Consider the following 25,257-nt stretch of genomic DNA (forward strand, 5'->3'; position numbering starts at 1 on the left):
CCATATGTAAAGACTGGCTTCTCAACCATTCTACCCACACACATGTATATAAACACACCTAATAATTTAATTCTGGTTCAAGTGAGCAAAAAAAGAGCGATCCTAATCAAATTTTGACACTCTCAAAGCAATCTTTGGTTTTTGCTGCGAGTAAATGCGGGACGAAATCAATAAACCTCTGGGTTCCGGCTTAAAGTTGAGCAAATTAAGCAAACGTTACCGTTAAGGTATGATAGAATCTCGGCGATTTTTTGAACCCTCTTGATTGGAGTCGATATGAAGCGCGATTTGGCGATGGCATTTTCTCGTGTAACAGAAGGCGCAGCCCTAGCTGGTTACAAATGGCTTGGACGCGGAGACAAAAACGCAGCAGATAATGCAGCTGTTGAAGTTATGCGTAGCCTACTGAACAAAACAGAAATTAGCGGTGAGATCGTTATTGGTGAAGGTGAGATCGATGACGCACCTATGCTATACATCGGTGAAAACGTTGGTGTTGGTGGTGACGCAGTAGATATCGCTGTTGACCCTATCGAGGGAACGCGCATGACAGCAATGGGCCAATCAAATGCATTGGCTGTATTAGCGGCAGGCGAAAAAGGTAGCTTCCTAAAAGCACCTGATATGTACATGGAAAAACTTGTTGTTGGTCCTGGCGCCAAAGGACAAATCGACCTAGCGGTATCGCTAGAGGAGAACCTAAACAACGTAGCAAAAGCCCTGGGTAAGTCACTACAGGAATTGACTGTTATTACTCTAGCTAAGCCTCGTCACGACCAAGTTATTGCTGATATGCAAGCTATGGGTGTACGTGTATTCGCTGTGCCAGATGGTGATGTTGCGGCATCTATCCTGACCTGTATGCCTGATAGCGAAGTAGACATGATGTACTGTATTGGTGGCGCTCCAGAAGGTGTTGTTTCTGCTGCGGTAATTCGTGCTCTAGATGGTGACATGCATGGTCGTCTACTTCCACGTCATGAAGTTAAAGGCGATAACGAAGAGAACCGTATTCACGGTGAAGAAGAGCTTAAGCGCTGTGCTGAAATGGGCGTTGAAGCGAACGTTATCCTTAAGATGTCTGATATGGCGCGTAGCGACAACGTTGTGTTCTCGGCAACAGGCATCACTAAAGGCGACCTTCTAGAAGGTATTACTCGCCAGGGTGATATTGCGACAACTGAAACTCTACTGATCAGAGGCCGTTGCCGTACTATCCGTCGCATCAAGTCGATTCATTACCTTGAGCGCAAAGATGAAGAGATTAAAGGGCATATCCTTTAAGTCTTCCTTTGATAAAAAACGCAGCTTAACGCTGCGTTTTTTTATGCCTTACCGTTTTCAAATGGCGCGCCATAATCGTTATCTTTGTCACTGCCTTTCAGCAAGCCACATTCTACAAATATCCAAAGCCCACATACCAAAGCAATCAGCGATAAAACTCGTGAGAGACCTTCCCCTGTTTCCATTTGCGCCGACATAGGGATCAATGAACGACCAATAATCAGCGGCACATTCAGCAGCAGAAACCGGTTAGACTTATTACGATCATGCCAACGCTTAGCCGTTACTGCTAAATCAGGATACAGCAAGATAATCGCCATTACAGGAACGGCATATAAAGCGGTGCCAGGAGAAACTTGAGCTATTGCTGTGGCTACCATAGAAAGGAACACGTAATAGCAGATGTTCCAAATCCAAAACTGCTTTCGACCTATACGACCATCAAATGAGAGTAGTAAAAACCTAAAATCCATTCATTATTCCTACATATTGGTATGCTTGAAGAAGCAGTCTCTATCCATATCTCTAACGTTTACCGTAACACTTCCAACCCAACTGGCTTGCTCTGTAAGCAGTACAAAAACACTTTGAGATAAGGCTTGTTTTTGCTGTGTGGTTCTTCCAGAAAGTAGCTCGATTGTCACGTGGATAAAATCGTGCTGATCTTCGCTATCGCCAATTAACCATGAATGACAACGCAGGGCTCTGGATTTAATAGAGTTTAGCTCAAATAGTTCACTTTCAATTAATGCTTGATGCATATCCTGCAATAACCCCTGAGTGTTCAGTCTATCCTCTAGTGAATCCGTATATTCCATTACTAAATTGGGCATGACACATCCTCCTGAACACTAAACCATACACTAGGCACAAGCTTTTTAAGCAGTTAGCCTACGTTTTTGCCCGTGAGATCACTAGTCCCCCAATTATAAAGCTAAGCTTGTACAAGAAATGATTGGTATCATGATATTACGGATTTAATCTGTTATATTCTTTCACTTACAGCGTATATTTTTTACTAATTTAGAAGGGAGTATTTTTATGCGTCATCCTGTAGTTATGGGTAACTGGAAACTAAACGGCACTAAAGAAATGGTTGTCGACTTGCTAACTGGTCTGAATGCAGAGCTAGAAGGCGTAACAGGTGTTGATGTGGCAGTTGCTCCACCAGCACTATTCATCGACCTAGCTGAGCGCACGCTTACTGATGCTGGCAGTGCTATCATCCTAGGCGCGCAAAACACTGACGTGAACAACCAAGGTGCTTTCACTGGCGACATGTCTCCAGCGATGCTTAAAGAGTTCGGTGCAACTCACATCATCATTGGTCACTCAGAGCGTCGTGAATACCACGAAGAATCAGACGAGTTTGTTGCTAAGAAATTTGCATTCCTAAAAGAAAACGGCCTTACTCCTGTTCTTTGTATTGGTGAGTCAGAAGCTCAAAACGAAGCTGGCGAAACTGAAGCAGTTTGTGCTCGTCAAATTGACGCAGTAATCAATCTACTAGGTGCGGAAGCTCTAAACGGCGCTATCATCGCTTACGAACCAATCTGGGCTATCGGTACTGGTAAAGCAGCTACTGCTGACGATGCACAGCGCATTCACGCTTCTATCCGTGCTCACATTGCACAGAAGAACGAAGAAGTAGCTAAAAACGTTGTTATTCAATACGGCGGTTCTGTTAAGCCAGAAAACGCAGCAGCATACTTCGCACAACCAGACATCGATGGTGCTCTAGTTGGCGGCGCAGCTCTTGACGCGAAAAGCTTTGCAGCTATCGCAAAAGCAGCAGCTGAAGCGAAAGCTTAATCTGTCTTAATCGACAAAGATTACAAAAAAGGTCAGCCTCTGTGCTGACCTTTTTATTACCCGCATTAAAAAACCGCTACCAAGGCAGCGGTTTCAACTATTCAGTGATACTGAGTCTTAGAACAACTCGTCAGCCACTTGGTAAAGATCAGTGCGTACTGGGCGACGCATGTTCTCGATAGCATCGATGATGTCATGGTGTACCAATTCTTCTTTTTGGATACCCACACAACGACCACCATGGCCTTCCATCAAAAGATGTACCGCATAGTTACCCATACGAGATGCCAATACGCGGTCAAATGCCGTTGGGCGACCACCACGTTGAATATGACCTAAAACAGTTGCACGAGTCTCACGACCGGTTGCTTCTTCGATGTCTTTTGCCAAATCATTTGCATCAAACATTAGCTCTGTCAGGGCAATAATTGCGTGTTTTTTACCCTTCTTGATGCCTTCTTCGATATTGGCAATAAGTTCTTCTTTGCTCCACTGACGCTCTGGAGTGATGATGTATTCACAACCACCAGCAATCGCAGACATAAGCGCAAGGTCACCACAGTGACGGCCCATGATCTCAACGATAGAGATACGTTGGTGTGAAGACGATGTATCACGTAGTCGGTCAATCGCATCAATAACGGTATTCAATGCTGTTAGGTAGCCAATCGTGTAGTCAGTACCTGCGATATCGTTATCGATAGTGCCTGGTAGGCCTATACATGGGTAGCCCATTTCTGTCAGCTTTTTCGCACCCATGTAAGAACCATCACCACCTACAACAACAAGTGCTTCAATGCCGTGCTTCTTCAGGTTTTCAATCCCTTTCTGACGAACAGATTCTTCTTTGAATTCTGGGAAACGCGCAGAACCCAAGAAGGTACCGCCTTTATTGATAACATCAGATACACTAGAACGATCTAGCTTTTGGATACGATCATCAACGAGTCCTTGGTAACCATCGTAGATACCGTATACTTCGACACCCTTTGATAGAGCGGTACGCACAACCCCACGTACAGCAGCATTCATACCAGGTGCGTCACCACCACTTGTTAGTACACCAATTTTTTTAATCATGTTGCCCCTCAATTTTTGGGATAGATCTTATTTTTAATTTAAATTGCCTTGTCATCGGCAAGAATTCTTATCACCCCGCTCGAATCACCCTTCTTGATTCTGGTGAGCGAAGCTAACAAAATTTCAACTTGGTAAGAGTATTACAGTTTCCTGTAGAGTTAAGATTGATTCAAATCAGAATCATAAAGTTTAACCACTCACCTAACCAAGATAGCTAATTCTACCTAAATTTCCTAAAAAATTCAGTGTTTACACCTTACCACCCTTGTTGCTTCTGGTGTTGCTCTACATTGTTAACAACTGAAACAGGATCTTGATGGATTAAAACATCACACCCTTCAAAATGCTTCATTAACCGTTCTTCTACCTCATCAGCAATCCGATGGGCTTCAATTAAAGGTAATTGATCATCCAACTCTAAGTGAAGTTGAATGAACCGAGTCGGACCCGACAAGCGTGTTCTCAATTGATGAATGCCGTGCACTCTATCTACCGATATTGCTATTGCCTTAATTTCTACAAGCTCAGATTCTGGAAGCTGTCTATCTAACAGAGATTGCACCGCCTCTGCGATCATTTTAAACGCGCTATACAAAATGAAGATACCGATACCAATTGCAAATACCGCATCCGCTTGTCCTAAGCCGTACATACTCAACACCAATGCCAACAAAATGGCGGCATTCATATACAAGTCAGACTGATAGTGAAGTGAGTCCGCGGCAATAGCTTGACTGCCAGTTTGTCTTACTACGTACTTTTGGAAGGTCACTAAGCCAAAGGTCACTACCATAGCGAACAAGCTGACATAGATGCCAAGTTCAGGTTGGTTAATCTCATGAGGACGGAAGAAGCGGTCGATACCATTAAGGACTAAGAAAAGAGCCGAACCGGAGATAAACATAGATTGAGCCAGTGCCGCGAGGGACTCAGCCTTACCATGACCGAAGGTGTGTTCTTTATCTGCAGGTTGCAGAGCATACCTAAGCACCACAAGGTTTATGGAGGAGGCAGCAATATCCAGCAACGAGTCCACTACTGACGCCAACAAGCTAACGGAGCCTGTTACCCACCACACCGCTATTTTCACGATAAGTAAAACTGTTGCCACTATTGTGGCTGACCACGCAGCGATGGTGACTAATTTCTTATACTCTTGCTTCATAATCTTTAATGAAAAAGGTTTGCGCGAATTATACACTGAAATAGCAGTGATGGGTGCATTCACAACAAAAGAGGAATCTAGACTAGTAAATGATGAAATGGTTACGAAAAATGCTAAAACGCTACGATGATTGGTGTTTAAATCTAGGTCTCACGCCTGAAAATAAGCGCAGTTGCGTGCCGTATCGCACTGATCCTTCCCTAAGTAAGGCTTCTGATAAAAACAAAAAGCGCGACCAATAGCGGCCACGCTTTCTATGCTTAGTTGTTTTGCTGCTGTCAGCCTTGCTTACAGATTATTCGCTGTCTTTTTTAGACATTCTCTTCTGCATTTTTTGCTCGCATTTTTCTGCTCGCTCGGCTCTTTTTTCTACCAGTTGTTGCTTCTGATCGTCAGTCAATACGCTCATCATGCGATGCATAGTGCGCATTTTTTCAACTTGCATAGCCGTGCGCTCCGCGACCATAGATGATGCAAGTTTTTGAGCTTCTGCTTCATCAAAGTCTGCTGCTAGAACCAATTCTTGCTCCTGAGCTTTCATCTCTTTCATCATCTGACGCTTAGAGTCGCCTTTGGCTTTCATTGAAGTGCGAACATCTTCACGAATGGTTTTCAGCTCAGCTTTCTGCTCATCAGTTAGGTCTAAACCGCGGAATGCACTTTTACCGTCCATAGGCATCATACAAGAGTGACCACCTTTCTGGCCTTTCTCACCGCCTTTATGACCATTTGCTAATACTGATGCACTGCCTAGTGTCAGTGGAACCATCATTGCTACTGCTAACCATTTTTTATTCATTGCCATGAGATATACCTCGATAATTTAGACATAGGCTGCTGTTTTCAGCAGATGCATTTAGAATAATAGTAGGCATGTAAAGTGCGGTATGCGAAACGTAAAGATAGGTAAATCAAATCCAAGCCCTTTACAATCCGCCTTACAATCTAAGTATTAAACACAGCCGTAGAGTGAGAACCCGATGCCACATATTTTATTAGTAGATGACGATACTGAGCTAACGGCTCTGCTAGAAGACATTCTCACCTACGAAGGCTTTACTGTTTCACAAGCTCATAATGGTATTGAGGGACTCGAAGCCGTCAATGAAGATATTGACCTGATTCTTCTTGATATCATGATGCCCAAAATGAGTGGTATGGAAATGCTAAAACAGCTTAGGGAGAGTTGGCAGACGCCGGTTTTATTCCTTACCGCGAAAGGGGAAGAAGTAGATAGGGTTATAGGGCTTGAGCTTGGTGCCGATGATTTCCTGCCAAAGCCATTTAGCGATAGAGAGTTGTTGGCGCGAATCCGTGCTATTTTGCGCCGAACACAAAACACACCTGCGACCCCTGCATCAAACAATACCTTTGATGACATTGCTTTAAACCCTGGCGCTCAAGAAGCCTATTGTGAAGACGTACTTCTCGACCTAACGAGCACAGAGTACGCCCTACTGGAGTACTTTCTGCGCAACCCAGGACAGGTACTCACTAAAGAAAATATCAGCCTTGAAGTTCTAGGTAAGCGCTTAGCAGCCTTCGATAGGGCTGTAGATATGCATGTATCAAATTTGCGAAAAAAACTTCCTGAACGTAAAGATGGCAAACCTCGCATTAAAACTCTGCGAGGCAAAGGCTACCTCTTTGTCGAGTCAGCACAATGAAACTGCCTAAATTTAATAGCCTCTACGGGCGCATCTTTGCCATATTTTGGCTCACCATTTTGTTGGTGCTACTTGCTGTTATCGGCTTGCAGATGCTCGATCCGAGGAAGTCGCACTCCATCAATAAAGACTCTCTAGATAAGATAACTCACCTAGTCAGCGCAGTAGAGAATGATCTGAGTAAAAGCACTAATCCGGTACGGACCTTAAGAAAGCTTGAAGAGCGCCGATTTGGTAGTAAAGATTTTCGTCTTTACTTAGTGGATAACGAAGGCACCCTAGTCAGTAGAGAGCATGGCCCAAGACGCCACGCACTTCAGAGCATGGCAGCCCAATACATCAACGCAGCAGAACCGAGCCAACAGCTGTTCGGGCGCTTTATGGTAGCGGGTCCCTTCCCCATTCAAATCAGCGGCAGTGATTTCGTTATCTATGCGGGCTTTAGCACCAATACGCCACCACCGCTCCTTTATCAGTTCTTGGATGCTCCCTTCAAGTTGTTGCTGTTTATCATGGTCGTGAGCACCCCATTACTCTTGTTGTGCGCTTGGAACTTGAGCCTCCCTGCTCGAAGGCTCGAGCTCGCAGCCAAGCGAGTCACTCATGGGCAATTTGAGGTAGACCCTAGCCTTGAGCAAGGCACCAGCGAGTTCAAACAGACCGGGGCCAGCTTTAACCAGATGGTGCTATCCATTAATCAAATGGTCTCGGGTCAGCAGAAGCTCTTATCTGATATTTCGCACGAGCTTCGCTCACCACTGACTCGCTTGAGAATGGCCAATGCTCTTGCAACGCGAAAGCAAGGCTCGTCCAAGGAACTTGAGCGTATAGAAACGGAAGCAGAGAGGCTGGAGCAGATGATAAAAGACCTGCTCGGACTGTCACGCATGCAAATAGACAGCCACCACAATCGAACGCAATTGCAGGCTCAGTCGTTATGGGAAGAGATGCTATTAGATGCTCAATTTGAAGCTGAGCAAAGCCAGATAAGCTTAAATTTTCAATCTATTCCCGAAGTGACTTTGGTGGGTAACGAAAAACTGCTTTCCAGCGCATTTGAAAACATAGTGCGTAATGCCATTCGCTATGGTCAATCTAAGATAGAGGTACAGTTTTCACTATCTGACCATCAATTAACGTTTACCGTTGAAGACGATGGTCCGGGCGTACCAGAAGATGAGCTTGAAAGCATATTCCGTCCCTTCTATCGCGTATCAACCGCTCGAGATAGAGAGAGCGGTGGCACAGGGCTAGGCCTTGCCATTACTGAAAGCGCCATCTTACAACACAACGGGACAATCAAAGCTGAGCGTGGCACCTCATTAGGTGGACTAAAGATGACAGTAAGTTTGCCTATTCATGCCTAGGTGAATGGCAGGCAGTGCACCTAAAACACGTTTAGGTATATACTGCCTGCATTATTTATCAATACATGACAGCTTATGTTTGACATCGCTTTATACGAACCAGAAATCGCGCCGAACACCGGCAACATCATCCGACTTTGCGCAAACTGCGGTGCCAACTTGCACCTTATTGAACCACTAGGTTTTGACTTAGAAGAAAAGAAAGTAAGACGTGCCGGCCTTGATTACCACGACCTTGCGCGCGTTAAGCGTCATAAGAACTATCAAGCGTTTATTGATTTCTTAAATGAGCGAGATGGCGATTATCGAATCTTTGCCTGCACCACAAAAACCACAGGTCATCATGTCGATGCGAGCTATCAACAAGGGGATGTATTGTTGTTTGGCCCTGAAACTCGTGGCCTACCCGCAGAACTCATCGAATCAATGCCTATGGAGCAAAGGATTCGCATTCCAATGGTGGCAGACAGTCGTTCTTTGAATTTGTCGAATGCAGTGGCCATTATTGCGTTTGAAGCATGGCGCCAGATGCGATTTGATGGCGCTGTATAATACAGCGCCTGATTAGCAACCTTAATTAAGACGGTCTTTATCTTGATCGTCTTTTTTCTCAAACTCTCCCTCGAACACATTACCATCATCCTTTTGATGACTATCAAACGGTCCGCGTTGCTCAAAATGCGTATGGCCTTGGAAACCAGAATGCATGCTATTTACCTGCACTCTTTTCATTAATTGCTGAGCGATAATAGCCCTTGGTTTAGGTAATAATACCAACATACCCAAAGCATCAGTCATAAAACCTGGAGTCAACAGAAGCACACCAGCGACTGCCAGCATGACGCCTTCAACAATTTGTTGAGCAGGCATTTCGCCTTGTTGCAGACGAGACTGTACAGAAAGTAGTGTCGCAATACCTTGACTGCGTACCAGTGATGCACCAATCAGCGCCGTCAAGATGACAAGGAATATCGTAGTCCAAACACCGAGAAAACCGCCTACTTGAATAAATAGGCCAATCTCAACTATTGGCACCAAGATGAATAACAACAATAAAATAGGAAACACGTATCCTCCTCGAATTTAGATGTTCAGTTTACGCGCAAAAAGGGGGTAAGCTCAATTGATATATAATTTTAGGTGCATAAGCCCGCACAGAGTTTCATTGGTGAAAGAAATTAATTAAACAGATGATAAAAAACTTCTCTATTTTTCCGCTACAAAAGTGATCAAATTATGATTTTTTTTTGTGGATTGCAGTATCATTGGACAACATAAAATCTAGTCTGATTTTAGAACCATAAATATCTGCTGAATGGACTCATTAAACAGAATTGGTCATTGAACTAATAGGCTCTCACATTCGCCTTTTAGATAAAAACCAAGATGAATAAAGGTCCATGCTATGACAACAACTACGACACTGTCAGCAACTCGTATAGAAGAAGATCTCCTTGGCCAACGCCATGTTCCTGCCGACGCTTACTACGGCATTCATACCCTACGCGCAATCGAAAACTTTAATATCTCAAATGCGACCATCTCTGATGTACCCGAATTCGTTCGCGGTATGGTCATGACCAAAAAAGCAGCTGCGATTGCCAACAAAGAACTCAGTGTTATTCAACCCGATGTTGCCCAACACATTATCGATGCCTGTGATGTCATTCTAGAAACAGGCCGCTGTATGGACCAATTCCCTTCTGATGTTTTCCAAGGCGGGGCTGGTACTTCAGTCAACATGAACGCCAATGAAGTAATTGCCAACCTCGCCCTCGAACTAATGGGCAAGGAAAAAGGCCAATACGACATCATCAACCCAAATGATGATGTGAATAAGAGCCAATCAACCAACTGTGCCTACCCAACCGGTTTCCGTATCGCGGTATACAACAGCGTAAGTAAACTAATTGACTCTATTGAGTACCTTAAAGGCGCCTTCGATCTTAAGAGCGAAGAGTTCAACACCATCCTGAAAATGGGCCGTACACAGCTACAAGATGCAGTGCCTATGACGGTTGGCCAAGAATTTCGTGCATGGTCAGTGACCCTTGCCGAAGAAATCCGCAACCTGCAATACACTGCCAAGCTACTACTAGAAGTAAACCTAGGTGCTACTGCTATCGGTACTGGCCTCAATGCGGCAGAAGGCTATCAAGAACTTGCGGTTAAAGCACTGGCTGACGTAACGGGATTAGAGTGCGTTCCTGCAGAAGACCTTATCGAAGCCACCTCAGACTGTGGTGCTTACGTAATGATGCACGGCGCATTAAAGCGTCTTGCGGTTAAGCTTTCTAAGATCTGTAACGATTTGCGCTTATTGTCTTCTGGCCCTCGCGCAGGCCTCAATGAAATCAACTTGCCAGAGCTTCAAGCAGGCTCTTCAATCATGCCAGCTAAGGTTAACCCTGTAGTACCTGAGGTGGTTAACCAAGTGTGCTTTAAGGTGCTAGGCAACGACAACACTATCTCGTTTGCTGCAGAAGGCGGTCAATTACAGCTCAACGTAATGGAGCCGGTTATTGCCCAAAGCATGTTTGAGTCCCTAGACATCTTGAGCAACGCTTGTGTAAATCTACGTGACAAATGCATCGATGGCATCACGGTGAATAAAGAGGTGTGTGAAAGCCACGTATTTAACTCTATCGGTATTGTGACTTACCTAAACCCTTATATTGGCCACCATGAAGGTGACATCGTCGGTAAGATCTGTGCAGAAACAGGCAAGAATGTTCGTGAGGTAGTACTTGAAAGAGGACTGCTCACCGAGGCGGAATTAGAAGATATATTCTCTGTTGAGAATCTAATGAAACCACAATATAGAGCAAAGCGCTTCAGCTAGGTCTGGCTCTATTAGGAAGGGAAACTTAGTTAGGTCTAGTCTACCCTTCCTAAACACTCAATCTCAAAGCCCCCACTTTGAGATTGTTTACAATTACCCCCAAATAAAATCCAATTAAAGGAAAACAACAAATGATAATGGTAGAACTGTTAGTTGTTCTAGTGTTCATATATTTAGGCGCCAGAATTGGCGGCATTGGCATAGGTTTAGCGGGTGGCTTAGGTGTCATCGCGCTCTCCCTTGGCCTTGGTATTCCAACTAGCCAAGACTTCATCCCAATCGATGTGATTTTGATTATTATGTCGGTTATTACCGCTATCGCAGCCATGCAGGTCGCCGGTGGTATGGATTGGTTGGTACAAATAGCCGAAGACTTCTTGCGTAAGCACCCAGAGCGAATCACCTTTTACGCACCAATCGTTACCTTTGTCATGACGCTGATGGCAGGTACTGGACACACTGCATTCTCTACACTTCCGGTTATTGCCGAAGTAGCAAAAGGCCAAGGCATTCGACCTTCTCGACCACTTTCTATTGCCGTAGTTGCCTCTCAGATTGCTATCACAGCGTCTCCTATTTCTGCTGCTGTTGTTGCCTTTGCTGCTATGTTGGAGCCTCAAGGTGTGGGTTACTTAACACTACTGGCTATCTGCATTCCGACTACGTTCATTGCCTGCATGGTTGGTGCCTTCGTTGCTAACTTTATTGGTTGCCCACTAAAAGATGACCCTGTTTATCAGGAGCGTCTAGAGCAAGGTCTGATCAAACTTAGCACAGGTGAAAGACGCGAGATTTTACCTACCGCAAAACGTGCAACCTACATCTTCCTAGGTGCCATCGTATTTGTGGTCTTGTATGCCGCAGCTATTTCAGGCTCTGTGGGTCTGATTGAAAACCCAACCCTGGGTCGCAACGAAGCCATCATGACCGTTATGCTGGGCGCTGCAGCAGTGATTGTACTAACCACTAAGATTGATGCGGCAATGATCCCGGCAGCTGCAACCTTCCGCTCAGGTATGACTGCGTGTGTATGTGTACTTGGTGTTGCTTGGTTAGGTTCTACCTTTGTTAACGCGCACGTGAATGACATTAAAGAGTTTGCGGGGTCACTTCTTGCTGATTACCCGTGGATGCTAGCACTAGTACTATTCTTTGCCTCTATGCTTCTATACTCGCAAGGTGCAACCACAGTTGCACTTATGCCTGCAGCTTTGGCTATTGGTGTTGCGCCGCTAACGGCAGTGGCATCTTTTGCCGCGGTTAGTGCTCTGTTTGTACTGCCAACCTATCCAACACTATTGGCGGCGGTTGAGATGGATGACACTGGTTCAACTCGAATCGGTAAATATGTATTTAACCACCCATTCTTCTTGCCCGGTGTTGCCACCATTTCAACAGCCGTAACCTTAGGCTTTGTATTTGGTAGCTTCTTTATCTAAATATCACTACTAACTCTCTTGGGGCGCTATTTGTGCCCCTTTTTTATTGCCAATTACAATCACTCAGATCCACCAACACTGTGTAGGCGAACGAAACTTAATCCGCTACTATCAGGTCTACTAGTTATCTGAATCATAAATTGCCGGACACTATGCGCACCGTTTTACTCTCATTTTTATTGCTTTGCTTTTCTCAGGCCGCCGTTGCCTCGTTCAACAGTGAATCGAGCTCACCGATTCAGAGCGGATTTGAACAACCAAGTTTTGGTCAGCCTAGCTTTTTGCGAGTTGAGCAAGCCTTCCCGTTTGATTTCGTTCAGCAAGGAAAACAGGTACGACTCACATGGCAAGTCACCGATGGCTACTACCTCTATCAATCTCGATTTGATGTCAGCGCAGAAAATGCCACTTTAGGTGAGATCTCTTTAAAAGAAGGGACACCTTATGAAGATGAGTTTTTTGGCCTAGTCAATATCTATACCGAACCTGTCACTATTACCGTGCCAATCATAGAGCAAAGCAAAAATGCCCAGCTCATTGTTCAGTATCAAGGATGCGCCAAGGCTGGATTCTGTTATCCGCCTGAAACAAAGGTGATTGATCTTGAACCCATTGCTGGTTCTGAAAATACACAATTAGACAATACCACCAGTACTGCTGATTCACCGTCAGGATCATCGCTACCCAAAAGCGAGAGCGATATGGCAGCGATGCTCGGTGATTCGATGTGGACCCCTTTGATCTTTTTGCTGCTAGGCATAGGGCTGGCTTTCACTCCCTGCGTGTTACCCATGTACCCTATTTTGACCAGCATCGTTTTGGGTAATGGCAAGCAGTCCACTGCCCGCGCACTGGCACTTTCTTTTGTTTACGTTCAGGGAATGGCCCTCACCTACACCTTACTTGGATTGATCGTTGCCTCTGCCGGCTTGCAATTTCAAGCAGCCCTGCAACATCCAGCCGTGCTGATCACCATTAGTGTGCTATTCGTGTTGTTGTCTCTCTCTATGTTCGGTTTATACAACCTGCAATTGCCAAGCAGTGTTCAAACCAAGCTCAATGAAATAAGCAACCAGCAAAAAGGTGGTCGTTGGTTCGGTGCTTTTGCGATGGGAGCGATATCTGGGTTGGTATGCTCACCTTGTACCACCGCCCCGCTATCAGGTGCACTGTTGTATGTAGCACAAACAGGAGACCTTTTCACCGGAGCGATCACCTTATATGCGTTGGCTCTAGGAATGGGGATCCCCCTAATCCTGCTTGCTGTATTTGGCAATCGTTTCTTACCAAAAGCAGGATTGTGGATGGACAAGGTAAAGACCCTATTTGGCTTTGTCTTACTGGCCGCACCGCTGTTCTTCCTTGAACGAATCCTAAGTGCTGAATGGATTTCTGCACTGTGGTCGATTCTTGGTGTTTCTTTCTTTGCTTGGCTCTATCACGCAAAGAATCAAGTGCCGTTTGGCACTTGGAAGCAAAGTCTCATAGGTATCATCGCGATACTAGGCTTAATAGGCTCGGCACAACCGGTATGGAACAAGCTACTTGGTTTAGAGAGCACCATTGAGGCGCCACAATCTGAGATAGAGTTTATCCGTGTGACGACCGTCCAAGACCTGCAGCAAGAGCTAGAAAAAGCCAAGCAAGCTGGTAAGCCGGTGATGTTAGATTTCTATGCGGACTGGTGTGTGGCATGTAAAGAGTTTGAGAAGTACACCTTCCATGAAGCTAGCGTGGAGCAAACGCTCAAAGGCTTTGTGCTACTGCAAGCAGACGTCACTAAAAATCAGCCTAGAGATATTCAGATGCTGGAGCACATGCGAGTACTTGGATTACCCACCATTGAGTTTTGGAACAGCGAGGGTGAACACCTCCCATCCGCAAGGCTCACCGGTTTTGTGAAGGCTGAGCCATTCTTAAACCACCTACAACGCTTCAACCTATAAACAAAAGTAGACGCCCATCAAATCAATTGATGGGCGTTTTATCCACCTAAGCGCATAAATATCGATACAACTCAGAGTTTTAGTGGCCAAATCTTGTTCATTAAAATAAAACCATCAATAATCACTTAAACCACTAATGAATACTTGGGTAAAAGTGATATGGACGCCACTTACACTATTGTTATCGCGGATGACCATCCTCTATTTAGAAACGCTCTGTTTCAGTCCGTACACATGGCGATCAGTGGGGCCAATCTTTTAGAAGCCGAATCACTAGATACCTTACTGGAATTGCTTCGCAAACAGGAAGACGTAGACCTCGTTCTGTTAGATTTAAAGATGCCTGGCGCTAATGGCATGTCTGGACTGATGCAGCTGCGCAGTGAATTTCCCGACATTGCTGTAGTGGTCATATCCGCAAGCGAAGAACCCTCCGTTGTCAGCCAAGTAAAAAGTCACGGCGCATTTGGGTTTATTCCTAAATCCACTGATATGCGAAGCCTTATCAATGCGCTCAATCAGGTACTCAGTGGCGATCAATTCTTCCCCGCAGACCTAGCTAAGCAAGCAGAACAATACAGTGACATATCAGACAAACTTGCTTCCCTTACCCCACAGCAATATAAGGTGTTGGCAATGCTAGCAGATGGCCTCCTGAACAAGCAGATTGCCTATGAGCTTGATGTCTCTGTGGCTACCATCAAGGCACACATGACGGCTATCTTCCGTAAGCTTGGTGTCACCAACCGCACTCAAGCGGTTATCTTACTGCAGCAATCAGAGGTTGAGTCTTGATGCCAAGACAACCTCTTGATTGATAAATAAAAGCAATATTTCCTACTTCCGCATTAGACCTTTGGCTAATACTGCGCAAAATCAACTTCACACTTTTCCCTGCAATATCATTAACACCCTGATTTTAAAGACCTTAATTAAAAATATCGTCAAGACCAAAGTTCAAATGAGTTATTACAACCCCACTGCTATCGTATGCTTGAAACATTTTATTAACAAACAAGTGTAAGGAGACGGCAATGGCGTTTGAAAATGAAGAACGAGCCAAAGCCTACTGGAGCAAGAATGTTCGACTCATGATTAGCCTTTTGGTTATCTGGTTTGTTGTGTCATTCGGCTGCGGTATTTTATTTGTGGATCAACTCAACCAAATTCAAATCGGCGGCTATAAGTTAGGCTTCTGGTTTGCACAGCAGGGTGCCATCTACTGTTTCTTGGGCATTATTTTCTACTATGCGTGGAAGATGCGTCAGATTGACCGCGAATTTAACGTAGAAGAATAGGGAGCTACAAAGATGGATCTTAAGACAATTACATACCTTGTTGTAGGTGCGACCTTCGCACTCTATATCGGTATCGCGATATGGGCTCGAGCTGGCACGACCAAAGAGTTCTACGTTGCCGGTGGTGGGGTGAACCCAATCGCGAACGGTATGGCAACAGCAGCTGACTGGATGTCTGCAGCATCATTTATCTCTATGGCGGGTCTTATCGCCTTTATGGGGTACGGTGGTTCAGTATTCCTAATGGGTTGGACGGGAGGTTATGTACTTCTCGCATTACTACTTGCGCCTTACCTGCGTAAATTTGGTAAGTTCACGGTTCCTGAGTTTGTCGGGGAACGCTTTTACTCCAAAACAGCACGCGTTGTAGCCGTAGCATGTTTGATCATCGCATCGGTAACCTACGTTATCGGCCAGATGAAAGGGGTGGGTGTTGCATTTGGTCGCTTCCTTGAGGTGGACTACGCAACCGGGCTTGGCGTAGGTATGTGTATTGTATTCATCTATGCCGTCATGGGTGGTATGAAAGGCATCACTTACACCCAGATTGCTCAATACTGCGTACTCATTCTTGCTTACACTATTCCAGCAGTATTTATCTCTCTACAACTAACGGGTCACGCTCTTCCTCAAATAGGACTAGGCAGTACCATGACGGGGTCGGATGTGTATCTACTCGACCGGCTTGACCAGGTGGTGACCGAACTCGGCTTTACTGAATACACGACGCATGTGCGGGGCGATACCCTCAATATGTTTGTGTACACCATGTCATTGATGATCGGTACTGCGGGTCTACCACACGTGATTATCCGTTTCTTCACTGTACCTAAGGTACGTGATGCTCGAACTTCAGCGGGTTGGGCATTGGTATTTATCGCGATTCTATATACTACAGCACCAGCTGTTGCAGCTATGGCTCGCCTAAACCTAATGGAAACAGTAAACCTTCCGTCTGGTCAGAACCTTGTCTATGACGAGCGCCCTGATTGGTTTAGAAACTGGGAGAAAACAGGGCTTCTAGGCTTTGAGGATAAAAATGCTGATGGAGCGATCCAATACACTTCTAGCGCAGAAACTAATGAGCTAAAAGTAGATAGAGATATCATGGTATTAGCCAACCCTGAGATCGCTAAACTTCCAAACTGGGTTATTGCTCTAGTAGCAGCGGGTGGTCTTGCAGCGGCATTGTCTACTGCGGCAGGTCTACTACTGGCTATTTCCTCCTCCATCTCGCACGATCTGATAAAAGGGGTAATAAACCCCAATATTTCAGAGAAGAAAGAACTGCTCGCCAGTCGGATATCAATGGCGGTTGCCATCGGGGTAGCGGGGTATCTGGGACTCAACCCACCGGGCTTTGCTGCCGGTACCGTAGCACTGGCATTTGGTCTGGCCGCCTCCTCCATCTTCCCGGCATTGATGATGGGGATATTCAGCAAGACCATCAACAAAGAAGGCGCTATTGCCGGTATGGTGGCAGGTATTGGTATCACTCTGTTCTATGTATTCCAGCACAAAGGCATCTTGTTTGTTGCGGATTGGAAATACCTAGAAAGTTGGGGTAGCAACTGGTTCCTAGGCATTGAACCTAACGCATTTGGTGCGATTGGTGCAGCCTTCAACTTCATCGTGGCATTCGCTGTATCGAAAGTAACAGCCGAAACTCCACAAGAAGTGAAAGACCTTGTTGAGCACGTTCGAGTTCCAGCAGGAGCAGGTTCAGCTCAAGACCACTAATACAATCTATCCAATCTAGTCCACAAAAGCCCCTTCGGGGGCTTTTTTAATCAAGTAAGTCGAGTATTGTAAAGAGAAGAACTTCAAACATAAAACACCGATACTTTCTCTAGAATTTTACATTGTCGCTAGGATGCAAAAATGTTCAAAAATAAACACTTTATCGTTGCTTTACTGGTTGCCCCTATATTAGCTGTAATCACTTATTTTGGTATCGATATGGCCGTGAGTGAAAAGCCCCACGCAGCTAAACAAGGCGAAAGCTACAAACTAATCAGTAAGTCAAATTGTCGCTATACCAGTGGATTGTGTGATTTTGAAAATGGTGAATTCAAGGTGCAATTTCGCTCAGAGAAGCTCACTGAAGACACCCTAGATTTAACCCTAAAATCCAAGTTTCCACTTCAGGGCATCAAGGTCGCATTGGCCGAAAATGGCGATAGCCAACCTGTAGAGATGACACCTACCAATCCAGATATGCGTAACTGGGCTATCTCATTGCCCGTCAGCAATATTGAAACTAAGAACCTTCGTGTTGCCATACAAGCCGAAGATACTCTGTACTACGGAGAGACTGAAACCACCTTTGTGGTTTACGAGACCCTATTCACCGAAGATAAATGACGCTCAAAGTTATTGAGAAGGGTTCGAAGCTTCAATGGCTTAACGGGTTTAGGCAGAAACTCAAACCCTTCGCTCTTAACTTGATCGACAATATCTGGCGTTCTATCCGCACTGATAATCACACCATTAAACTCTGTCCCCATTACTTGTCTGAAGTGCTGCAATACCTGTAAGCCTGTTCTGCCATTTTCCAAACGGTAGTCAGAGAGGATCACGTCAGGTTGCCAGTGACTATCCAACTGCAACAGACTCTGCTCTAGATCCGTTGCCAATCTCACCTGGCACCCCCAGCGTTGCAACAAGTGCTCCATACCTTCCAAAATAGAAACCTCATCATCCACACACAACACTCGCAAATTACTCAGCGGCATCGCCGTTGTAACCGGTGCTATTGAAGGAACCTCCTCAACAACTACCTTCTGTGCCAATGGCACAGTGACAGAAAATACGCTTCCTCGACTGGGCCACGAGCGCAATGAGATTGTATGACCCAACAGTTGAGCTATCCCCTTTGAAATAGCGAGCCCCAAGCCAAGCCCTTTGTCAGAGCGGATTTGATTGGTGCGGGTAAATTCTTCAAATATTAATTGCTGCTTATCCTCTTCCACGCCAATTCCGTTATCCCAGACCTGAATGGAAAGAGTGTTACCCTCTCTTCGCGCTCCCAGTACAACCTTCCCTTGAGGACTGTATCGAAAGGCATTGGTTAAGAAGTTCTGGATTACCCTGCGCAATAACTTAGGATCGGACTCAACAAATAACGACGTGGGTACCGTTCTAAAATTGATGCCCTGCTCCTCGGCAATAACACCAAACTCAGCATCAAGGTTGAACAACACCTCACTTAAGGCAAAGGACTTCACCTTGGCCTCTAGTTTTCCAGATTCCAAGCGAGAAATGTCCAGTAGGTCACTGATCAGTACCTCAGCCGCTTCCATTGCACTTTCTATATGGCGCGCCACTTGCTGTGTTTCAGCGTCTTTAGCCACCTCTGACAGTGATGAAGTAAACAGACGAGCCGCATTTAAAGGCTGCATTAAGTCATGACTAACGGCAGCAAGGAAGCGAGATTTAGATTGTGATTCTTGCTCCGAACGCTGGGTTGCGATGGTGAGCTGTCGATTCAATTGCTCTAGCTCATGGGTTCGCTCTTGTACCCGTTCTTCGAGGGTAACATTCGCATCCTTTAGCGCCTGCTCTGCCTGACGGTAAACCGTAATATCACTGAAACTCATCGCAAATCCGCCACTGGGCATCGGATTGCCTTGCACTTCGATGACTCGTCCATCTGCGCGCTGACGGGAGGATGTGTGATGAGTACCTCTTCGTAGATGCTCAAGTCGGCGCTGAACATGAAGCTCTGGCTCTCCTGGCCCACACAGTCCTTTCTCTGCGTTATGACGGATAACATCTGCAATAGGCCTGCCCACCTGTATTAATCCCGGTGGGAACTCAAACAATTCCAAGTAACGCTGATTCCATGCCACCAGCCTCAGTTGCTTATCAACTACTGCAATTCCTTGCTCGATGTGCTCAATGGCGCCTTGCAATAGGCTACGGCTAAAGTCATACAGCTCTGACGCCTCATCGACTATGGTCGCCACCTCTTCAAGCTGCATGTTTTTACCTTGCAGGGCGGAAGTAAGCACTAACTTAGCTGATGATGCACCAAATACCCCAGCCAGAACGCGCTCGGTATGCCTTATCAGGGTTGAGGGGGCATATTGATTGGGCATTAGCACTTCTTCTTGCTGACTCCAAAACTGGTTAAAGGCGCTACGAACCCTATGTCTACCAACAAACTTAGAGGCCACCAGCTCTAGCTCTGCAACGGTAACCCGACTTTGGTACAGGCTAATATTGTCTGACTCAGGTAATGGCGAGCCAACAAAAGCCGCGGATTGTAAGCGCTCACTAATATTGGGGCGCGTTAGTATCGACACCACTACATAACACACACTGTTGGCACTGATACTGAGCAACATGCCCCAGTCAGAGTTTTTAATATCTAGGCTTGCCAATAACTCTGGTGGTGAAATCATCCAGATAAGAACATTGTTTCCCGCATCTCCAGCTAGAATGCCGGTTTGGCTCATCAGGGTAACAAGCCAGAGAACAAAGCCTACTACCAAGCCAACGTAAACCCCATTGCGATTGCCGTGTCGCCAATACATTCCTCCCAGCAACGCTGGGGCAAATTGGGTGACAGCCGCAAAAGAAAGGAATCCAATCGCAGACAAACTACCTATGCTATCCAGCACTTGATAAAAGAACCACGCGCCGACAATCAGCATGACAATCAGGATTCGGCGAATCACTAATAAGCGCCCAGAAAAATGCCTAAAGTTATGTTGAGATAACTTCATTCTGCGCAAAAGCAATGGCATTACGAGGTCATTGGACACCATGATAGCCAAAGCAATCGTGGATACGATCACCATGCCACTTGCCGCGGAAACCCCTCCAATAAAGGCAAACAAAGCAACACTATCTGCACCTAATGCCAGGGGTAAGCTAATGACGTAGCTGTCCGCAGGGCTAGCGGGCAATAAACTAGAACCGACCCAAGCGATAGGAAGCACAAATAGCCCCATCAACATCAAGTAAGCAGGAAAGACTCGCCTTGCGGTATGCAAATCATGGGCACGCTCATTCTCAACCACAGTGGTATGGAACTGCCTGGGAAGACAGAAGATAGCCATCATGGTCAAAAGGGTGTGGATCAATAAGGTGGGTATATTGGGAGATTCATAGGTTTGCTTTGCTACTTGCCAAAGCTCTATATCCGTTCGCTGTAGCACCACAAACATGACAAATATGCCGACAAACAAAAAGGCCACCAGCTTAACGATGGATTCGAAAGCGATAGCCATCATCATTCCACGGTGATGCTCTGTGTTATCAATATGGCGTGTACCAAATAGCACGGTAAAAGTAGCAAGGGCAGCCACCATCAACCAAGAGACGAGATATTTTTGATTCCCCCCCTCACCTAATACTTCTGGGGCGGCAAGCTCAATCCCCATCATGATGCCACGCATCTGCAATGCGATATAAGGCAAGATACCGACGACAGAGATCAGGGTGACGAATACTGCTAAACCTTGAGATTTACCGTAGCGAGCAGCAATAAAGTCTGCAATCGAGTTAATATGTTCGCGCTTTGCCACCAAAATCATGCGTGCTAGGACGCGCCAAAAAAAGACAAATACGATGATAGGGGCGAGATAAACAGGCAGGAATGCCCAAGGATTATTGGCGGCTTGGCCTACGGTGCCAAAGAACGTCCAAGAGGTGCAATAAACCGCAATAGAAAGGCTGTAAATCCAAGGACGCCAAGAGACCAGCCATTGAGGACGTTTATCCCCGTACCATGCTACTAAAAAAAGCAGTACTAAGTAGAGTAGCGACGCGGGAACGACAACCCATCCTTGCATAAACAATCCTTAACCAGTCTTATTTTTGAATGCATCTAATTCACTATTCTATTAGGGTCTGTTGACCTTTTGCGATTAAATTTTGCTCGACCAGAAGCCATTTAATCAAGGCGAGGGACTTGCCGCCTAGTCATCTAAGCAAGAGTCGCTGAACGAAGAGTAAATGGCTTCTGGACGAGCCCTTCGGGTAGCGCTTTGTTGGGCATTTCTACCGCGTTAGTCACTTTTCATGTGGAACCACCACACCTAAAAGCGACTGCCTTGTATTAATACCCAACAAATCGCTACAAAAATAACCTCAAAAGGTCAACAGACCCTAGTAAGAACACATAGATTTAGATGCTATAAGACTAGTCAAAGATCGCTTTGTAGCTCAATTAGTTAGCTTGTTTTTGTGGCTCAATCCCCACTTCTTCAACATTCCCTTTCTGAGGGTCCAGTTTAACAAACATAGCCAACACACCCATACCGGCCATAACCCAGAAAACATTTGATCCCCAAAGCTCATAACCCCAGCCACTCAGCGCCGTCATTGTCGCCATAACAATACCCAGAGGGATGGCATTGTAGAGAGCTTGCAGCGCCACCATCTTATGTTGCTCAGAGTCTTGGATGTATCGAATTGCCGCAATATGAGCCAGTGCGAAGGTAACACCGTGTAGCAATTGAATAAGTACCAATGCGAATAACATGGTGGTTGATGCCGTTAGACCCCAACGCACAATGACACCCACAGAAGCGACCAAAAATAGAGAACGCAACGTCCACTTACCGAACCAACGGTTGCTGAAAGCAAAGATACATACCTCAGCCACAACACCAAGACTCCACAAGTAACCAATGATATCGGCACTGTAACCTGCATCTTTCCAATAGATGGTACTAAAACCGTAATAGGCTGCATGGCTTCCCTGAATAAGGGCAATCAAGCCAATGAACTTAATCACCGACCATTCACGGAGCAAACTGCTTAGCTTAGGTCTGACCGATTTAACGTTGCCCTGGGTTACAGGCATTGGGTTTGGATTGCGCATTGAGGCCACGATAGAGAAGGCAATGCCCGCTAACGCGGTATAGACAATGAAATCAATACCAAAGTTTGCAACAAGGAAACCCACTACCGTTGAGCCTGCAATAAAGGCAATCGATCCCCATAAGCGAGTTCGACCATAGTCGAGCATCTTCAAGCGAGCATAGTGATTGGCCATTGCATCAGAAATAGGAATAATCGGTCCACAACAGGCGTTAAACAGGATGGTGGCTACCGCCATCAACCAGAAACTTCCACCCGTAAAAAAGTGAAACGCAATGAAAGCGAGCGAAGCTAGGCTGAGTACCCGAAGTGCGGGCATCAAGTGCTCTATTTTATGAATTCGAGGAGTAATAATAAGGTTTGCGGCGCATCGGGTAGCAAAGGCTATACCAAGCAATAGGCCGATATCTGAGGCAGAAACTCCTTGGTCTTTAAACCAAAGCGCCCAGAATGGGAGATAAACGCCATAGGCAAAAAAGAACCCCAGGAAATACTGAGATAGCCACGCGTATGGAGAGGGTTTCAACATCAAACTGTCCTAGATTAAACAATATTCGCGGCAATTATGAAGTGAACCCAGTGGAATAAAAAGGGATAACTTCAATTTCACCTTTTCCCTATTAGACCAAAGTCGTCTGGAGCTTATTTGAGGATTTGTCACACTAGTAGGGTTAGGGTTTGTCGCCAAAGGATTAAGTCTTCATGCCTGAAAAATTTAATACACAACACCCTCCCTTTGACCGCCTCACACCTCGAGAGGTCGAGCAGTTAAAGTCGTCTTTAGATATTGCCTATTTTAGAGCTGGAGATATTCTTCTCGATGCTGGGCAATCGACAACACACTTGTTCGTGTTGATAAAAGGTTCGGTCGAAGAGAAGTATCAACAAGAAGTCTTTGCTCATTATGGTCACGACGACTTATTTGATGTGCGGTCATTGTTTGAAGGAAAGGTTCGTCATCAGTACATCGCGCTAGAAGACGTGCTGTGTTATCTGTTGCCCAGTGAGGTATTCCTCTCTTTATTCAATAGTAATCAATCGTTTGCCGAGTACTTCGATAGCAGTCTGTCCAAGCGCCAGCAACTCATCAAGGACGCCAAGAAGCAGCAAAATCTGGCTGAGTTCATTCTGACCAAGGTCGACGACTCTATCTATCACCCTCCATTAGTGTTGACCCCAGATACCTCAATAAAAGAAGCCACAGCGCTTTTAAATAGTGACGATATCGACGCAGCCTTAGTGAAACTCTCTGATACCGATCCACGTATAGAGCAGCATCCTTACCAATCTCCGTATGCCATTGTTACCCGCACCAACCTCTTGCATTCAGTGGTGCTCGAAGAAAAAAGCATGCAAACGCCAGTGTCCGAGATCTCAACGTTTCCTGTATTTGAGGTGCATGAGGGCGACTTTGTATTTAATGCCATGCTCACCATGACTAGAAATAAGATGAAGCGAGTGATGGTGGTTAATGAAAAGAAAGCAGTAGGAATGCTAGATCTGACCCAGATCCTAAGTGCTTTTTCTTCTCATTCTCACGTCCTTAGTTTGAGCATTGCTAGAGCTAAAAATATAGATGAACTGGCTCAAGCCTCTCAGAGGCAACATGATTTTGTTAAAAGCCTACTGATTAATGGCATCCGTACTCGGTTTATCATGGAGCTTATTTCTGTACTCAACGAGCAAATCATTGAGAAAGCCTTCCAATTAATCGTTCCCGAGGACGCGCAACAGCATTGTTGTCTGCTCGTTCTTGGCTCAGAAGGCCGTGGAGAGCAGGTTCTAAAAACAGACCAGGATAATGCACTGATCCTTGAGGATGGATTTGATTGGCCTGAATGTGGCCAGACAATGGATACGTTCACGGAGACCCTGCTAGAACTTGGTTACCCTCTTTGCCCCGGTAAGGTGATGGTTAATAACCCACTTTGGGTGTCTAGCCAAAGCGAGTGGAAGAAAAAAGTGGCAAAATGGATCGAGGTCAGTAATGCCGATTCAGTGATGCAACTGGCCATCTTTTCGGACGCACTGCCCGTCGCAGGTAATAAACGGTTAGTAGAGCCCGTTTTGAATTCTCTGCACGACGCGCTCACTGGTCGCATGCTGACCCTTTCAGACTTTGTTAGACCTGCCCTGCAGTTCTCAGTGCCTCTAACTCTGTTTGGTAATGTCAAAGCGCGTAAGGAAGGGCTGGATATCAAGCAAGGGGGGATATTCTCCATTGTTCATGGCATTCGCGCGCTCGCACTGGAGCACGACCTTCGTCAGCGCAATACCTTTGAAAGAATCGAAGCCCTGCATCAATTAGGCTGCCTCGAAGATGATACTGCGGATAATCTCAGCGAGTCCTTAAAACTATTCTTCAAACTCCGTCTCGCACAACAACTGGCTCATCAAGACTCATCCAATAACCTAGATCTCAATGCGCTGGATAGAACCGAGCGTGACTTACTCAGACACAGTCTTCATGTGGTGAAGAAGTTCAAACAGTTCCTCAGCTACCATTATCAGATCAGAGACTGA

The 25,257-nt window shown here is 45.6% G+C and carries 22 protein-coding genes; 14 read left to right on the top strand and 8 right to left on the bottom strand.

The genetic code is table 11. From position 1 onward, the window contains the following. The first annotated feature begins 276 nt into the window (after positions 1–276). On the top strand, positions 277–1,284 hold the full coding sequence (gene glpX, locus D5I41_RS07505; RefSeq protein ID WP_119009300.1) for a class II fructose-bisphosphatase: 1,008 nt from the start codon (positions 277–279) through the stop codon (positions 1,282–1,284). A gap of 41 nt (positions 1,285–1,325) precedes the next feature. Here the strand turns inward: glpX and D5I41_RS07510 are convergent, their stop codons facing one another. Both D5I41_RS07510 and D5I41_RS07515 read right to left on the bottom strand, forming a co-directional pair. After that, a complete protein-coding gene (locus tag D5I41_RS07510; RefSeq protein WP_119009301.1) occupies positions 1,326–1,757 on the bottom strand; it encodes a DUF805 domain-containing protein in 432 nt (143 codons plus the stop codon). A gap of 9 nt (positions 1,758–1,766) precedes the next feature. Further along, the gene (locus D5I41_RS07515; RefSeq protein WP_162892813.1) at positions 1,767–2,117 is read right to left on the bottom strand and encodes a 5-carboxymethyl-2-hydroxymuconate Delta-isomerase; all 351 of its coding nucleotides are present in this window, start codon (positions 2,115–2,117) and stop codon (positions 1,767–1,769) included. A 208-nt stretch (positions 2,118–2,325) separates the two neighbouring features. Here D5I41_RS07515 and tpiA point away from each other — a divergent pair, with 208 nt between their 5' ends. Continuing rightward, the gene (gene tpiA / locus D5I41_RS07520) at positions 2,326–3,096 is read left to right on the top strand and encodes a triose-phosphate isomerase (protein WP_119009302.1); all 771 of its coding nucleotides are present in this window, start codon (positions 2,326–2,328) and stop codon (positions 3,094–3,096) included. A gap of 117 nt (positions 3,097–3,213) precedes the next feature. Here tpiA and pfkA read toward each other — a convergent pair whose 3' ends face one another. Continuing rightward, positions 3,214–4,176, bottom strand: coding sequence for a 6-phosphofructokinase (gene pfkA, locus D5I41_RS07525; RefSeq protein WP_119009303.1), 963 nt, complete (start codon positions 4,174–4,176; stop codon positions 3,214–3,216). A 256-nt stretch (positions 4,177–4,432) separates the two neighbouring features. Then, positions 4,433–5,341 (bottom strand): CDF family cation-efflux transporter FieF, encoded by a 909-nt coding sequence (gene fieF / locus D5I41_RS07530; protein WP_119009304.1) that lies wholly within the window; start codon positions 5,339–5,341, stop codon positions 4,433–4,435. A gap of 89 nt (positions 5,342–5,430) precedes the next feature. On the opposite strand from fieF, the gene D5I41_RS21215 reads away from it, so the two are divergent. Then, positions 5,431–5,583, top strand: a complete 153-nt coding sequence (locus tag D5I41_RS21215) for a DUF5363 family protein (RefSeq protein WP_162892814.1) — start codon at positions 5,431–5,433, stop codon at positions 5,581–5,583. Positions 5,584–5,636: 53 nt separating this feature from the next. Here the strand turns inward: D5I41_RS21215 and D5I41_RS07535 are convergent, their stop codons facing one another. Next, positions 5,637–6,146 (bottom strand): Spy/CpxP family protein refolding chaperone, encoded by a 510-nt coding sequence (locus tag D5I41_RS07535; protein WP_119009305.1) that lies wholly within the window; start codon positions 6,144–6,146, stop codon positions 5,637–5,639. A 175-nt stretch (positions 6,147–6,321) separates the two neighbouring features. On the opposite strand from D5I41_RS07535, the gene D5I41_RS07540 reads away from it, so the two are divergent. The 3 genes from D5I41_RS07540 (at position 6,322) to trmL (ending at position 8,927) form a co-directional block, all read left to right on the top strand. Continuing rightward, a complete protein-coding gene (locus D5I41_RS07540; protein WP_119009306.1) occupies positions 6,322–7,008 on the top strand; it encodes a response regulator in 687 nt (228 codons plus the stop codon). Further along, a complete protein-coding gene (cpxA, locus tag D5I41_RS07545) occupies positions 7,005–8,375 on the top strand; it encodes an envelope stress sensor histidine kinase CpxA (RefSeq protein ID WP_119009307.1) in 1,371 nt (456 codons plus the stop codon). Before D5I41_RS07540 ends, cpxA begins: the two co-directional genes overlap by 4 nt. Positions 8,376–8,450: 75 nt before the next feature. After that, a complete protein-coding gene (gene trmL / locus D5I41_RS07550) occupies positions 8,451–8,927 on the top strand; it encodes a tRNA (uridine(34)/cytosine(34)/5-carboxymethylaminomethyluridine(34)-2'-O)-methyltransferase TrmL (RefSeq protein WP_119009308.1) in 477 nt (158 codons plus the stop codon). Positions 8,928–8,948: 21 nt separating this feature from the next. On the opposite strand, the gene D5I41_RS07555 is transcribed toward trmL, so the two are convergent. Next, entirely contained in the window at positions 8,949–9,443 is a 495-nt protein-coding gene (locus D5I41_RS07555; RefSeq protein WP_119009309.1) for an FxsA family protein, read from the bottom strand. Between the two features lie 337 nt (positions 9,444–9,780). Here D5I41_RS07555 and aspA point away from each other — a divergent pair, with 337 nt between their 5' ends. From aspA to D5I41_RS07590, 7 genes are all read left to right on the top strand, one after another. Then, positions 9,781–11,217, top strand: a complete 1,437-nt coding sequence (gene aspA / locus D5I41_RS07560; RefSeq protein ID WP_119009310.1) for an aspartate ammonia-lyase — start codon at positions 9,781–9,783, stop codon at positions 11,215–11,217. 131 nt (positions 11,218–11,348) lie between these two features. Continuing rightward, complete coding sequence (locus D5I41_RS07565) at positions 11,349–12,656, top strand: anaerobic C4-dicarboxylate transporter (RefSeq protein ID WP_119009311.1); 1,308 nt, start codon at positions 11,349–11,351, stop codon at positions 12,654–12,656. A 152-nt stretch (positions 12,657–12,808) separates the two neighbouring features. Beyond that, positions 12,809–14,602, top strand: a complete 1,794-nt coding sequence (locus D5I41_RS07570; RefSeq protein WP_119009312.1) for a protein-disulfide reductase DsbD — start codon at positions 12,809–12,811, stop codon at positions 14,600–14,602. 159 nt (positions 14,603–14,761) lie between these two features. Next, positions 14,762–15,397, top strand: coding sequence for a response regulator transcription factor (locus D5I41_RS07575; protein WP_119009313.1), 636 nt, complete (start codon positions 14,762–14,764; stop codon positions 15,395–15,397). A gap of 239 nt (positions 15,398–15,636) precedes the next feature. After that, positions 15,637–15,900, top strand: coding sequence for a DUF4212 domain-containing protein (locus D5I41_RS07580; RefSeq protein WP_017027312.1), 264 nt, complete (start codon positions 15,637–15,639; stop codon positions 15,898–15,900). Positions 15,901–15,912: 12 nt separating this feature from the next. Then, on the top strand, positions 15,913–17,640 hold the full coding sequence (locus tag D5I41_RS07585; RefSeq protein WP_119009314.1) for a sodium:solute symporter family protein: 1,728 nt from the start codon (positions 15,913–15,915) through the stop codon (positions 17,638–17,640). 141 nt (positions 17,641–17,781) lie between these two features. Next, positions 17,782–18,264 carry a hypothetical protein gene (locus D5I41_RS07590; protein WP_119009315.1) on the top strand — a complete coding sequence of 161 codons (483 nt, stop codon included), beginning with the start codon at positions 17,782–17,784 and terminating at the stop codon, positions 18,262–18,264. Here D5I41_RS07590 and D5I41_RS07595 read toward each other — a convergent pair. Both D5I41_RS07595 and D5I41_RS07600 read right to left on the bottom strand, forming a co-directional pair. Then, on the bottom strand, positions 18,234–21,701 hold the full coding sequence (locus D5I41_RS07595; protein ID WP_119009316.1) for a hybrid sensor histidine kinase/response regulator: 3,468 nt from the start codon (positions 21,699–21,701) through the stop codon (positions 18,234–18,236). The two genes, D5I41_RS07590 and D5I41_RS07595, sit on opposite strands and share 31 nt — an antisense overlap. Before the next feature lie 377 nt (positions 21,702–22,078). Beyond that, positions 22,079–23,263: a 3-phenylpropionate MFS transporter gene (locus tag D5I41_RS07600; RefSeq protein ID WP_119009317.1), complete on the bottom strand. Its 1,185-nt coding sequence runs from the start codon at positions 23,261–23,263 to the stop codon at positions 22,079–22,081. Positions 23,264–23,436: 173 nt separating this feature from the next. Between D5I41_RS07600 and D5I41_RS07605 the strand changes: the two genes are divergently transcribed. After that, positions 23,437–25,257: a DUF294 nucleotidyltransferase-like domain-containing protein gene (locus tag D5I41_RS07605; RefSeq protein WP_119009318.1), complete on the top strand. Its 1,821-nt coding sequence runs from the start codon at positions 23,437–23,439 to the stop codon at positions 25,255–25,257.

Source organism: Vibrio superstes, from assembly GCF_003569005.1.
In the GTDB taxonomy this organism is placed as follows: Bacteria; Pseudomonadota; Gammaproteobacteria; order Enterobacterales; family Vibrionaceae; genus Vibrio; species Vibrio superstes.